Genomic DNA, 14020 nt, shown 5'->3' with positions numbered 1-14020 from the left:
GAGTGGCTTTATTCAGATTGTAACGAGTTGGCTATTGGGGTATCACTATAGTGAGCAAAATGCAAAGAAGCGATTCTTCGATAAATGAGGAATCGCTTCTTTTTTATCGCATTGTGAGAGCGTTCTTGTCTAATAAACAGCAAAGTCTTGGAGAGTTTGTATTCTTAGATCAAAAGGATGATAATTGGTAAATACGCAGGAATAATTACTTTACATAACTTTATACCAAAAAGCGAGGCGTAAGGAAATGAATGCAGCAGAGTTTCAACAGTATGTTAAGGAGTTCAGTGAAATCAAAGGGTTTGATACCAGCACCATTGAGCAGAGAATGCTGTACTTAATGACTGAGGTTGGGGAGTTGTCCAAAGAGGTTTTGTCGGTATCTTTTCATCCAGATGCGGAGCGGAAAGAAAACTTGGGATACGAGATGTACGATGTGGTGTGGAATATTTTTGATCTGGCCAATAAACTTGGTATTGATCTGGAGCAGGCGTTTAAACGTAAGCTGGAGATTAATGAACAGAGGACTTGGGAGTAGGGTGTATCTATTGAATACTTTTAAAAAAATCCAAGGACCTCCCTCGAGGGAAGCCTTGGATTTTTTTCACCCTAAACTTTATTTAAATGAAGCATAACCTTCATCAGCCATTACAACACTACCGTTAATTGCACTAGCTTCTGGTAAGGAGAGCAAGTATACAGTGTCTGCAACTTGTTCAGGTAATGTTAGTTTGTTACCCATTACTTTGCTCTTCATTTGGTCAACCATTCCTTGATCTTTATATCCTTGGATAATTGGCGTATCTACAGCGCCTGGAGCAACGGCAAGCACGCGGATGCCATGAACCGAAAGTTCAAGTGCTGCGGATTTAGTCATCATAATGACCGCACCTTTGGAAGCGTGATATGCGAATGTACCTGGGGAAGCTAGGAATCCAAATACAGAAGCTGTATTGATGATCACACCTTTGATGCCGAGCTCACGCATTTTTTTACCAGCAGCGATAATCCCATGGGCTACACCATGCTGATTGACATTAATGACACTGTGATAATCCTTAAGGTCTTGGTCTAGTACAGGAGTGACGCGGCCGATTCCGGCATTGTTGAACATAACGTCAATTCTTCCATAAGTATCTACAGTTTTTTGAACCAGCGCTTCGACATCTTCATATTTGGAAACATCTGTTTTGACGAAAATTGCTTCGCCACCCTCTTTAATAATTTGTGCTACCGTTTCTTCACCTAATTGTTGATTGAAATCGGCAACGACAACTTGATCACCTTTACTTGCAAATTTAATGGCGGTTTGTTTCCCGATTCCACTGGCTCCACCTGTTATTACGGCTACTCTTTTGTCTGTCATTTGAGTTTCCTCCTCAAGAAATATAGTTATACTAGAAATGAAAGTTGATATAGTAAAAATGGTTACTTACTAACTTATTTACATTGTAACACTTGTCTAAATTAATTAAAATTTAAGTAAATTTAATAGTTATTAAGTAAAGATTAACTTAAGGGGTGATTCAAATGAATTTGGAGCAATGCGAGAATATTGTAGAAGTCGCAAAGATTGGTTCTTTAACCAAAGCAGCTCAGAATCGTCATATCACTCTATCCGCAATGAGTCAGTCCATTACCATGCTGGAGGCTGAGCTGGGAGTTACTTTGTTCATCCGTTCGCGCGGGCAAAAGGCGGTTCCCACAGCAGAAGGAAATGCCATTATTAGCAAAGCAAATGAAGTCCTGATGAAAGTAAATGAATTAAAAGAAGAAGCACAGATTTACAGCGATACGTTAAGTGGTCATTTGAAAATTGCTACGATACCTGGACCCATGCATCTGATGGTGAAGGTAATCTCCAGTTTTAAGGCAGATTTTCCAAATGTGAAAATAGAGATTTTTGAAAAAGGACCCAAAGAAATTCTGGATAATGTACTTCAGGATGAAATGGACATTGGACTTATGGTCTCACCGGAGGGAATGCCTGACACATATAAGGGGGTTAAGTTTGAAAGGTTAATGGAAGGAAAGATTGTAGTGGGTGTACATCCACACTCACCGCTAGCCCTGAATTCAATCCTTACACCGGATCAGTTAGTGGGGCAGACGTTGGTTTTATACGATGATCCTTACATTAAGGACTATGTAGAGCGATATTTATCTGGCTATGGGCCGATCAATTTGCTTTTTGTAAGTAACAACACACGGGCGATTGAGAATGCAGTTGCAGAAGGACTGGCCATCACAATTGGTCTGGATTATTCGTTTCTTAAAATATCAGAGATTACTTCTGCCTTCATGAAAACCATCGAGTTACGATCACCAGATACCCGTGCGAAATATTCAGGAGCTATTGTCTCTGCTTCAAAACAGACCTCCCAGACCGCCCGAAGATTTATCAACAGGCTAAAGCATGAATTTGATGAAATGATTAGACGAAGTTAACAGTATGCCTTGGTAAATTTTATCTAACCTTTACGCTTCCTAGTTAATATTAACCCTATGATGTTGTCCAAGCTCAGATCGATATTAGGACAGCCAAGTGGGGAGGATGTCAACACAGTGAGAAGGTATCTAAGGCAAATTAATGTTGTTGTTATCTTTGTTTTGTTGATTTCGTTGTTACAACCGGGGGCAATTGTTCGCGCTTCCATCTCTGATTTACCAGCAACAGACTACGGAACCGTTATTGATGTTCGCCAAACAGAGCTTGCACCTGGGGCGATGTATACCTGGATGGATCTCCAGAATGAACGTGGTTTACAAAAGATACATGCAGTGGAGTTCAACCCGCAACAAGGAAATTTGGAGCTGCGGGCAGGTAAGAAGGATGGAAAGGTATACGGTATGAAGGGCATTACAGAAATGGCCACGTATGCGGATTCACCTGGAAACCGAGTGATCGCAGGGATTAACGGTGATTTTTATGAAATCTCCGGTTTTGCTACGGGTGTTCCTAATGGGTTATTTATGGATGAGGGTGTAATCCTGAACAGTTCGATTTCAGCTTTTACTTTCGGTTTAAAAGAAGATGGCAGCTCGATTTATGGGGTGCCGAAGCTGACCAAAAACGTAACGATTAATGGAAAAACAACCAATCTGACCAGCATCAACCGTTATCGAAATACGAATGAGCTGGTTCTTTATACGGAAGATTATAATACAACTACAAAGTCAACCAATGAGGGTGACGAGGTTGTTCTAGATATTGTCGAGGGAGAAGTGAAAAGCGGTCAGACCTTGAAGCTGAAGGTATCTGAAATCCGCAACAATCAAGGCAATACGCCGCTTTCCCAAGGAAAAGTGGTTTTATCTGCCCAGGGTACGTCCCGTGCTGTTCTGCAAGGGTTATCTGTTGGCAATAACGTTACTGCCAGCTTTGCGCTCAGCGGAGAATGGAATGATGTGAAGGTAGCTATTGGCGGCGAGGGGCCGCTGGTAAAAGACGGAGTAGTTCAACAAGGTGTAGGGCCTTTAGGCATTCATCCGCGGACAGCCATTGGGACAAAAGCGGATGGAAGTCTCGTTTTATTCGAAGTGGATGGAAGATCGCCAGGTTTTAGTGAGGGCGTAGATACCGATGAGCTTGGCAACATTCTGAAGGATATGGGCGTAGTGAACGCCATGAATCTGGATGGTGGCGGTTCTTCTACTTTTGTGGCCAGAATGCCGGGTACATCTGGTGTCCGAATGATGAATCAGGGCTCAGATGGTTACGAGCGTAAAACCGGTAACGGTTTATTGCTTGTCAATACAGCCCCTGAGCAACCTTCGGCTTCTAAGCTGGTTGTGCAGCCGAATACGGAACGTATTTTGCAAGGCTCCAGCTTTATATTCAAAGCGGCAGGAGTGGACGAGAACGGCCATCCGGCGCCTTATTCGGGTACGCTGAATTGGCAGGTGGACGCTAACCTTGGTACTGTCGATGCGAACGGAGTCTTCACCGGAGGAATCACTGCCGGCACAGGAACTGTAATTGTAGAGGCTGGGGCAGTCAAAGGCAGTGCTGAAATTGAGGTTGTAGATAAGCTTACAGAGCTTAGGTTTCCTGATGAGATCAAAACTTATTCTTCAGGTGCTGCTGCACAATTAACTGTGAAGGCGCTACGTAATGGACAAGTGATTCAAACTGACAACCCTAGCTTCGAATGGCGGGTTGAGGGCGAGATCGGAACCGTGGACGAGAAGGGTCTGTTTCAGGCGACGAGTGAGAACGGGAAAAACGGAAAGATTTATGCTAAATACAGGGACGTTGAGACCTCTTTTGAAGTAAATGTGGGGTTACCGCCTGTAATGCTGGAGGATTTTGAGAATGGCATTGATAAATATATAGCCTCTAGTGCAGCAGCTAACAGCGTGGCGATTCAGGAAGTGTCGGATCTGGATTTTGTCCGCAACGGGGACAAAGCCTTGAAGCTGGAATATGATTTTGTTAATAAAACAGGCACATCCGGTGCTTATTTAGCCGCAAGCTCAACCGCCAATCGGATTCAGATTCCGGGGTATCCTGAAAAGATCAGTATGTGGATCTACGGAGATGGCAAAAAGCACTGGCTGCGGGGACAGATTCGGGATGGCAATAATGCGGCAGTGCCTGTGGATTTTACTGATCAGGTAAATGGTGTGAACTGGACGGGGTGGAAATACGTCGAAGTATCCGTTCCTAAGGGGAAAACCACCCCGTTAACGATGGATATGCCTGTCCGCTATATGGAGACAAGCAATCTTAATAAGAGTGCGGGAGCTATTTACGTTGATGATATTCGTGCCATTTATGGCTCGCTAGAGGAGGACAGAACACCTCCTATTCTTAAAGATGCATATCCCGGCGTGAACGAAATTGTCAAAACAGCTACACCGACCCTTTCCGTCAATGGTGAGGATGATGGTTATGATCCAGTAGTGCATCCGGGAACGACCTTAATCGATCCTGACAAAACACGAGTATATGTGGACGATCAATTAGTGGAGCATGGCTTTTATCCTCCAAAGGGTCAGATTACTTATAAACCAAAGGTTCCACTGACAGAAGGCCGTCATAAAGTAAAAGTTGCCATTCGCGATTTAAGCGGTAACCAGACGATAAAAGAATGGTATTTTACAGTAAATTTGGGCTCTCCGTTCTATGTGTACCAAACACCAGAAGTAGTATATGCCGGCAACACTTACACTTTGGACGTAACGGCAGAGAAAGCGAGCAAGCTGCAGGAAGGAAATCTTACGTTTGCTTTTAATCCGGCTGCAGTTAAAGATTTGCAGGTAATTCGGGGGAATATGTTATCAGAAACACAAGTGGAGTCCATCATTGATCCGGTATTGGGCACTGTGCGTCTTAACTTAACGAATATCAATTCTTCCAATCTGGGAGATACGGATCTCATCGGGCAAATTCAATATACAGTTCGAAATGATTTTGTGGGTCCCTACACTCAGGAGCAGTTGGCTGGAGATATTAGCAAAGCTTTTGTAATTGAAAATACATCCGGATCGGTAACTTCTACAGAGGGTACTGGGGTTCCTATTTCTTTTATTGGAGCAGCTGTTGAATCTGTTGTGAAGACACAGTTGATGCTCACTTGGAACCATTATGATCTTGCGAAGGGCTTTGATGCATCTTTTGCGGTAAAAGATCTGAATGGAAGTGTCGTTGAAGGAGCAAAGCTGCTGTTCGATGGAGTGGAGGTACAAGGTGTTGCTTCAGGGGCAAGTGGAACACTAACTACTGACTTTGTCACTTCAGCAGAAGGAACTTTTAAATTGCAGGCGGTAAAAGGAAATACCTATAGTCCTGTAATGACATTCAAGGTTGCTCCATATGACGCTACTGCAGCTCCGCGTAATGTTAATGTTACGATGGGCCAAGATGCAGCAACTTCTCGCCAGTTCACTTGGCAGACAGAACCGTTGACCATGGATACTGTAGTAGAACTTGTGAAAAAAGCGGAGTTTACAAGCTTTCAAGCTGCGAATGTAATAAAAATTACCGGCAGCAGTTCAATTTACAACACCAACAATGACGGAACGATGCGAGTTCATAAAGCGGAGGCCACTGCGCTTACCCCCGGAACGGAATATGTATATCGTGTGGGTGATGGCGAGTCAAATGTAAGTGAGCAAGGAGCTTTTGTTACAAGTGGTGGTGAGGACACTTCTACAAAATTCCTGTTTATCGGAGATTCCCAAGCAGATTCTAAGGCTGGTTTTGGTCTTTGGGGAGATACGATTGAAGCGGCTTACGCGTATATGCCGGATGCGGAAATGCTGGTTCATGCTGGAGATATGGTGGATAAGGGCTTTGAACAAGAGCAGTGGAACTGGTGGTTTGATGCAGCTCAAAAGCAGCTGATGAATACCACACTTGTTCCGATTATCGGGAACCATGAAGTGATGGGAACCAATGGAGATGGGGATTATCTAGCGCAATTCAATAACCCGCAAAACGGTGCGGCGAGCGTAAAAGGTACGAATTATTCTTTTGATATTAAGGATACGCACTTTGTGGTTATGAATACAGAGCATTCAGGTAGTCCGTTTACTGAACAGGCCGAGTGGTTGGATCAGGATCTTTCCGCTACAGATAAAAAGTGGAAGGTGATTTTTTTCCATCAAGGACCGTACGGCAGCATCTATTCGAATGAGCAGGTACAAGCGAAGTGGGTTCCGGTCTTTGATAAGCACAACGTAGATTTGGTCATGAACGGTCATGATCATATCTATTTGCGAACTTTTCCGATGAAGGAGGGTAAACAGGTTGCAGAAGGCGAAGGCACTCGGTATGTTATCGGCGGTTCCTCGGGTCCTAAGTTCTATGCGCTGACACCACGTTTTTGGCAGGAAAAAATATATGACGAAGATGAGCAAATCTATACGGCTGTTGAGATTGAGAAGAACGAGATTACGGTTACCGCAAGAACAGTAGACGGGGTTGAGATTGACCGTTTAGTAATCGGCAAATTGGTTCCGGAATCCATTGCGCTGGATCAAACTGCTGTAGAGCTTGAGCCTGGGGCTAGCCTGCAATTGCAAGCTAAGGTGGGGCCGGATGAGGCTAATCATCTGACAAAGCTTTGGACCATCGTTCCTGATACGGCAGAATCAGTTGTTACTGTAAATGAATATGGCTTGGTTACAGCATTGAAGCCAGGGACAGCTAAGATAAGAGTCACAGTGGCAGGTTACCCGAATATTTTTGCCGAAAGTACGATAACTGTAGATGCGCTGCAAGCAATTAAGCTTCAGGGAAAGAGACAGCTTAAACCGGAAGAAGTCGACCAATCTGTAACAGAAGCTGTCTACGCATCTGGGAAACGTACCGCAATATCAGATGGACTTCATTATTCCAGCTTGAATGAACATATTGCTACGATCAATGATCAGGGTTTAGTTCAGGCTCATCAGGAAGGCTCCACTGTGATTTCAGTAACCTATAGGGAGTTCGCCTCGGAGTATAACCTTGTCGTAACAAATGATGAGACACCTATTCTTACAGAAATAACGATGAATGGGCCGGATTCGCTGGAACAAGGAAGTAAAGGCTCCGTTGTTGTTCAGGCGGTATACAGTGACGGCAGCAAGCAAGAATTGTTCGAGGGAGTAATCTTTGATACATCTGATCATTCCATTGCAATGATTAGTGAGGCTGGAGAACTTCATGCTTTGAGTGCTGGTACAACAAAAGTCAGCGCTGTTTATAACGGTTTGAGCACTGAATATATTCTGATAGTGACTGAGGGCTCGCCGGGTACGACACCAAGCCCAGAGCCAACACCAAGCGCAGAGCCGACACCAACACCGACACCAACACCAAGTCCAGAGCCAACATCAACGCCGGGTGCTTGGGTGCCGGGACCTGCGGTGACACCAACGCCAACCGCTACACCAACTCCGTCGGCATCAGCACAAACGGGCGTAGTCACCATAACGGCTTCTCAACTTTCAGAGAGCAAGAATGCTCAAGGTGAAGCTGTGGTTTCTGTTAATGGGGCGATTACGGAATTACTTTTGCCAGGCAATGCAGCAGAGCTGCTTGGACGCGCACCGCTTAGAGTGGTTATGCAGGATTTATCCGTTACGATTCCTGCTACAGTACTGGCAGAACTAAGTAAGCTAATCTCAGCTGAGGCTCTTGCCAAGAGTACGATTTCGCTACGGCTGAAACCTGTAGCTGATAATACAGCAGTGGATCTGTTGGCTCGTGCAAGTGCACTTGCGGGTGCACAATTGCGGGCGAAAAGTGATCTGCGGGAATGGTCGCTTAGCATATTCACACAAAATGATCAGTCCTTCTCGTTAAGACAGTTTGCAGAGCCGATTATGATTTCATATAAGGTCGGTGCAGATGTAGATCGAAGCTTATTAGGTATTTATTTTATCGAAGACGTGGGTAAATTAGAGTATATGAGCAGTACATGGACGAATGGTTATCTATCTGCTGCCGTCAGTCATTTTAGTAAATACGTTGTTTTAGAAGTTGATAAAACATTCAAAGATTTGAAGTCCGATCACTGGGCTTACCTTGCTGTGAAGCAGCTTGCGGTAAAACAGCTTGTACAGGGTGTAGCTGCGGACCGATTTGATCCGAACCGTGCGGTTACACGGGCGGAGTTCACAGCGATGTTAGTTCGTGCGCTTGGCTTGAAAGGTCAAGCGGAACCTGGTTTCGCTGATGTACCTGCAGATAAATGGTATGCAGAAGCAGTAGGGTTAGCCAAACAAGCAGGAGTGATTAACGGCCAGACTGCTTCACAGTTTGAACCGGAGGCGAAGATTTCCCGCCAGGAGATGGCTGCAATGCTGGCTCGTGCATATGCTTACGCGAAGAGTAATGTATCTGTAGCTAGCCGTAACATTTCGGCATTCAACGATATTGGTTATGCTCCACAGTGGGCTCAAGAGGCAATCAGCGAAGTGTACAGACTTGGTTTGATGCAAGGACGGGCTGAGGGACAATTTGCACCGAACCAAAACGGAACACGTGCTGAAAGTGCACAGACGATCCTCAACCTGCTGAGTGTTATGGAGTAATGATTGTGGCCAGTCTCAGGTTGATGGGGACTGGCTGTTTTTTTTGATAATTCGATTAGTTGGATATGTGCAGGGTACGCACGCATGTACACAGAGGGGGAAAGCGAATTAAAAGTAAAAACAGGTGGTGAGACACAAAGGATTGGAGAAGGGAAAATGGAGAACGGAAAGTTAAGGTAGGCTCGCTGAGGCAGGCTAAAGTACGCTCGCTGAGGAACGCTAAAGCTAAAGTACGCCAACAGCGATGCACACTTGGTAAGTTCGGCTCGGACGAGCTACTTTTATCAAGAAAGTTTGTTTTAACAGATAGCCTCGATGGTTTGGGATCGTAACGGACTGTATTGCCGCTATTTTAACTTTTTGGTCCATTTTTCCAAATTTTCGGACTCCATAGCTCTTATTGTCATACTTTTGCCCGGAATCGTAATATATTTTAATGAATAGCTGCATCTGAGTCCGATAGATGAGCAGAATGGCTGAAATCAGCTTAATAAGGTCTCCTCGGTCCGATGAGGTAGAATTGAGTGAGCTAGGTGAGTTAGTTGAGTCAGGTGAGCCAAGTGGAGCTAGGTGAGTCAGGTGAGCTAGGTGAGCTAGGTGAGCTAGGTGAGCTAGGTGAGCTAGGTAAGCAAGGTGAGCAAGGTGAGTAAGGTGAGTAAGGTGAGCAAGGTGAGTAAGGTGAGCTAGTTGAGTTAGGTGAGCTAGTTGAGCTAGTTGAGCCAAGTGTGCCAAGTGAGCCAGGTGAGTAAAGTGAGCAGAAAGCGGAAGGTAAGACCAAGAAGATGGATGGGGCTTAAGCAGAAAGTAAAACTGAGGCGAGTAACGAGCATATTCCAAATCCTTACAGACGAGCGCTGAGTCTTTTTCCGGTATTTTGTAAAGATAGGGTTATATTGGGTGTGGAATACTGGGAATTACTCTTCAGAGGCAAGTAAAAACAAGGAATAATTGTTATTAGCCAACACAAATTGTTATGTTGTGTTATGATAGTAGGGAGGTGACTCCCATGAATGATTTTGAGAACTATCCCGATGAGCTGGGTAATTTCATTCGGCACATCAGAAAGACGAGAGGGTTAACCTTAAGAGGACTGGAAGAAAAGAGCGGTATAAGTTACTCACAGCTTAGCAAAATCGAACGTGGAGAGAGCATTCCGCTTAAAGACAATCTGGACAAGATCATTGAAGCGCTTGGAACGGATCTGAAGAATCGGATGTACCATTTGGCAGATTATATGCCAGATATTGAATATATCAAGACCTTGAAGCAAGGATATGAGCTGCCACAGCTCAAACAGTCTCAAGATTACATCTACGAGACAGCCTTTAACAAGCTTAAGGAATTCAGAGCGAAGGAAGGGAAAGAAACATCGTACGTTTCCTTTGATTCGAATGAAGTTATAGTTTACGAAACGGAATATGGGGCAGGAATGGTAATAGAGAAGATTGAGAAATACAATCTGACCGATGTCCTGAACGATAAGTTTGAGGGTAACCTCGACTCCTTAAGAAAGAGCCCCCGTAAAGGGCGTCAAGCCTTTCTATTTGGCGAGTGGCTACGGGAGTGCGTTTATGAACTGAAGGAAGAGGAACAGGATCAGGTCATACAAGCACTTAAAGAATTTACTCAGTTTAAAGTACAACAAATAAAGGGTGCTTATAAATAATGTATGCCTTTTGCTAATGATCTCAAAAATGAATGAATGTTGCCCTTTCTTGCAGCCATCTATTCATCTTGATCCATAAACTAACAACTAAAAATGGTTTGACAGAAAAGGGGATATTAATAATGAAAATTAACATGAAGTTTACCAGCAAGGGCAAAGTCGCTATAGAGAATTTTAATAACGAGGAATTGCTGGAGATCTTCGCACGTTACATCAAGACATTATCCAAAAAGTATGACATCGAAGTTGATGTTCCTCTTGAAGCGAATCAAAACATTGTTGGTGATGGTGCGGTAATCGCAACTGCAAAAAATGTGAAATGTGATGTTGAAACTTTCTTTAAAGAATTGGGCAGAGATATTAAAGTTCCCTTGAAGAAAAGACTCGGCGGCAAATTGGAAAATGTTTTCAAAACAGAAATTACAGAATAGAGCATTATTTTTATCTCAGATTAACCATCATATGTGCATATAAAAAAGGTAGGGCCGCGGAGGCTCTACCTTTTTTATGTTAATGTAGTTGACTTAAGGCGACCTAAGGAGTTTATTGTTGGTTGAAGCTGAAGAAAAATGTGTACCATGCGTCAGTGTGAATTTAATGGGGAAGGGGATGTTATATACTTTCAGAATCTATGAGATTTCTACTTCTCATGATCTCTTTAATAATTTCAATGAAATCCGGTAACGCATGGGCATCAACCGCTAGCTCATAGATTCTTAGTAAATCCTCGTCAGATATAGATTCCAGAGATGAGGGCCGTGGAGAGGGATGAAAATAGTAATTCATTATGATCCTCCATCATTAATTGTTTTTATTATAGGTTTATCTATATGGTATCATTTGGAATAGGATCCGTCTCCTGTCATTCATCCTACGAATTTATCTTTACATTTGAGGATTATTATGGCATAATGTGCGATTTTGAGGAAATTGCTAAAAAGTTTCAATTTTTAATAAAATAATCCCGGCATGCGTGAACATGCCGGGATTATTAAAAAACTGAATTTTATTCTGACGGTTTTTTCTTTTGTGAAGCAAGATACTTCTTAAGGCGAGGTTCATTGGATTCCGAAACAGTAGTGAACTGCGTACCTTGATTAAAGCATACAATCTTCCGCCCGGGATCATAGCCTTCTATGTTGTTGATATTGACGACATTGCTGCGGTCAAGGCGTTCGAATCCCTTACCCTCATACGCTACGGAAAGATCGGAAAGCGTGGTGGGGAGAATAAATTCGCCTTCTTTCGTATGGACGAATATTGTATTCTTATAATTCGAGAAATACAATATATCTTCCTCTAGAATATCACTAGAGGAACCGTCTTTCTGTAAGACACGCATCGTTTCCCCATCCTTGTTTAATTACTTGCGCAGTTCTTTTGGAATCTCAGGGCTGTGAGCAAATGGTTTCAGAATTGTTGCAAAAACAGTAGCAGAAGTACCTAAAATGTTAGAAGCATAACGAGCTAAGTTTTTTTTCATCTGATTGTCCTCCTTTGTAATGGGATTATGACTGTAAAGGATTGAACTAAAAATGCCAATCCAATGACAGGCGAATGGAGCCGAAAATTTAAAAAAACCAGAATTATGGAAAGTAGCTTTAAACCCAAATACCATTCTTTGGGGATTTGGGCATTAGCATCAGGATTCGGAGCACATAAGATCATTACAAGTAAAGAAAAAAGATTAATCCAAATCAAATGGTTATGTATTAGATAAGTTATATGAGGGATCAGTGAACAGATAAAGATAGATACAATATTGCAGGCTCTTGCGGATTTTAAATGCACACCACCAGATGACATTCTTAGGAGCATGAAGCTGAATAAGGCTAAGAATGTTTCCTTTAGCTGTCCAGTGAGCCCGCCAATGCATAAAGAAGTCATAATAATGAATAAAGTATTCAGAATAATGCTAAGGGCATAATGCATCATTTCAATTGAATGCGATTGCTCTGGATTACTTTTCTTAATGACCTCAACAATTTTAAGTGCTAAATGACTCATAGTTATTTCTGTCCTTTTTGTATGAGAAATATAGATATCCCCATAATATTACCCCATAGAAAATTGGGATCAAGAAAAAGAAATTAGATTCAATAAAGTAGGTGAATAAAGTAACGACAATTACTGTAGGAAGATTAAGAGCGAATAATATTTTTTCACTAGTTGTTGGTTTGACTTTTACATCGGGTTTATCAGGTACAAAGTCAAATCCAATACGTTTATAGCCCACATACATACCAATGAGAATCGCGGCTAATGCTGATAAAATCTGCATTGTCATTATGTTTTTTGTAATCGGGTCCGAAGTATTTAGAGGCATGGAGATTACAGAGTTTAATAGATACACAATACTGGCTTGAATCACCGAGTAAGCTTGATAGGCCATCCCGGTTAATATTGAAGCGTAGAAGGGATGAATCCGGAATAACATCCACATAAAACAAAACATTAGTGCAAATTGTGAGAAAATATCTAATGGAAAAATCCCATAGTTGATCCTAATTGTATAAGAACAAAAGCCCATAATAAAACTAGCAAACACCATCTCTTTATGATATAGATCAATTTTGAAGATTTTGAAAGCCAGAAAAAACATTGCATAAGTCTCTAGTATTGAAAATATCATAAAAAGAATAAAATCTAGCATGCCGACACTCCCGATGACTTCTAGTTTAACCAACCCTATTATTGCAAGTATCGTATAAAATGAGCTAAAATACAACAACTACAGTATAATTTTCCTCCTATTTTTTCAAAAAAATTCAAAATGAGAGGGGTTTAGACATGGATCGACGTCCAGAAAGCAGTGAGTATCTCAAAGAATTATCAAAATATGTCGATTTAGTGCCAGCTGAAGGAGACATGATTACTATTTTTAGAGAGCAGACGGATGAGATTTGCACTTTTATTTCGAATCTTACGGAAGAACAAGGGGACTATCGTTACGCTCCGGAGAAATGGAGTATCAAGGAAATGGTCGGACATCTGGCTGATACCGGAAGAATCATGTCCTACCGTTTATTGTGCATCGCCAGAGGGGATACGACTCCACTACCGGGTTTTGAAGAGAAAGACTATGTACTTACCGCCAATTTCGAAGCGCACACTTTAAAAGCATTGCTGGCCCACTACAAGCTTGTTCGAGAATCGACATTACTCCTAATGGAAACTCTGCCGGAGGAAGCATGGATCCGGAAGGGAATAGTTAACGAGGCTACTCTTTCTGCGAGAGCTCAGGCCTGCATTATGATTGGACATGACCATCATCATTTGAATATTCTTAAAGAAAGATATTTAGGGTAATATCTTCTTAATCAAAAA

12 protein-coding genes are annotated in these 14020 nt (G+C 42.5%); 6 read left to right on the top strand and 6 right to left on the bottom strand.

Annotated features, from left to right (window positions below; all coding sequences use genetic code 11):
- The first annotated feature begins 247 nt into the window (after window positions 1–247).
- Entirely contained in the window at window positions 248–538 is a 291-nt protein-coding gene (locus MHB37_RS22685) for a MazG nucleotide pyrophosphohydrolase domain-containing protein (RefSeq protein ID WP_036676004.1), read from the top strand.
- A 78-nt stretch (window positions 539–616) separates the two neighbouring features.
- Here the strand turns inward: MHB37_RS22685 and MHB37_RS22680 are convergent, their stop codons facing one another.
- Window positions 617–1366: an SDR family NAD(P)-dependent oxidoreductase gene (locus tag MHB37_RS22680; protein ID WP_076129478.1), complete on the bottom strand. Its 750-nt coding sequence runs from the start codon at window positions 1364–1366 to the stop codon at window positions 617–619.
- A gap of 164 nt (window positions 1367–1530) precedes the next feature.
- Here MHB37_RS22680 and MHB37_RS22675 point away from each other — a divergent pair, with 164 nt between their 5' ends.
- The 4 genes from MHB37_RS22675 (at window position 1531) to MHB37_RS22660 (ending at window position 11124) form a co-directional block, all read left to right on the top strand.
- Window positions 1531–2448, top strand: coding sequence for a LysR family transcriptional regulator (locus MHB37_RS22675; protein ID WP_341122059.1), 918 nt, complete (start codon window positions 1531–1533; stop codon window positions 2446–2448).
- A 117-nt stretch (window positions 2449–2565) separates the two neighbouring features.
- Complete coding sequence (locus tag MHB37_RS22670) at window positions 2566–9027, top strand: phosphodiester glycosidase family protein (RefSeq protein WP_405168566.1); 6462 nt, start codon at window positions 2566–2568, stop codon at window positions 9025–9027.
- Between the two features lie 1006 nt (window positions 9028–10033).
- Entirely contained in the window at window positions 10034–10693 is a 660-nt protein-coding gene (locus tag MHB37_RS22665; protein ID WP_036676012.1) for a helix-turn-helix domain-containing protein, read from the top strand.
- Window positions 10694–10815: 122 nt separating this feature from the next.
- Window positions 10816–11124 carry a hypothetical protein gene (locus tag MHB37_RS22660; protein WP_036676014.1) on the top strand — a complete coding sequence of 103 codons (309 nt, stop codon included), beginning with the start codon at window positions 10816–10818 and terminating at the stop codon, window positions 11122–11124.
- 181 nt (window positions 11125–11305) lie between these two features.
- On the opposite strand, the gene sda is transcribed toward MHB37_RS22660, so the two are convergent.
- The 5 genes from sda to MHB37_RS22635 all read right to left on the bottom strand — a co-directional run bounded on the left by sda (window position 11306) and on the right by MHB37_RS22635 (window position 13346).
- Window positions 11306–11479 carry a sporulation histidine kinase inhibitor Sda gene (gene sda / locus MHB37_RS22655; protein WP_081393959.1) on the bottom strand — a complete coding sequence of 58 codons (174 nt, stop codon included), beginning with the start codon at window positions 11477–11479 and terminating at the stop codon, window positions 11306–11308.
- 220 nt (window positions 11480–11699) lie between these two features.
- The gene (locus MHB37_RS22650; protein ID WP_036676016.1) at window positions 11700–12035 is read right to left on the bottom strand and encodes a LytTR family DNA-binding domain-containing protein; all 336 of its coding nucleotides are present in this window, start codon (window positions 12033–12035) and stop codon (window positions 11700–11702) included.
- A gap of 21 nt (window positions 12036–12056) precedes the next feature.
- A complete protein-coding gene (locus tag MHB37_RS22645) occupies window positions 12057–12176 on the bottom strand; it encodes a cyclic lactone autoinducer peptide (protein WP_139330034.1) in 120 nt (39 codons plus the stop codon).
- Window positions 12173–12700, bottom strand: a complete 528-nt coding sequence (locus tag MHB37_RS22640; RefSeq protein ID WP_405168565.1) for an accessory gene regulator ArgB-like protein — start codon at window positions 12698–12700, stop codon at window positions 12173–12175. Before MHB37_RS22640 ends, MHB37_RS22645 begins: the two co-directional genes overlap by 4 nt.
- Entirely contained in the window at window positions 12681–13346 is a 666-nt protein-coding gene (locus tag MHB37_RS22635) for a hypothetical protein (protein WP_248548450.1), read from the bottom strand. Before MHB37_RS22635 ends, MHB37_RS22640 begins: the two co-directional genes overlap by 20 nt.
- A 137-nt stretch (window positions 13347–13483) precedes the next feature.
- Between MHB37_RS22635 and MHB37_RS22630 the strand changes: the two genes are divergently transcribed.
- A complete protein-coding gene (locus tag MHB37_RS22630) occupies window positions 13484–14002 on the top strand; it encodes a DinB family protein (RefSeq protein ID WP_076184145.1) in 519 nt (172 codons plus the stop codon).
- Window positions 14003–14020: the final 18 nt, after the last annotated feature.

Origin of the sequence: Paenibacillus sp. FSL H3-0286 (assembly GCF_045040705.1) — a bacterium.
Classification (GTDB): Bacteria; Bacillota; Bacilli; order Paenibacillales; family Paenibacillaceae; genus Paenibacillus_AQ; species Paenibacillus_AQ odorifer.
The sequence above is the reverse complement of the archived record's forward strand: the minus strand, read 5'-3'. Positions and strand labels throughout refer to the sequence as shown.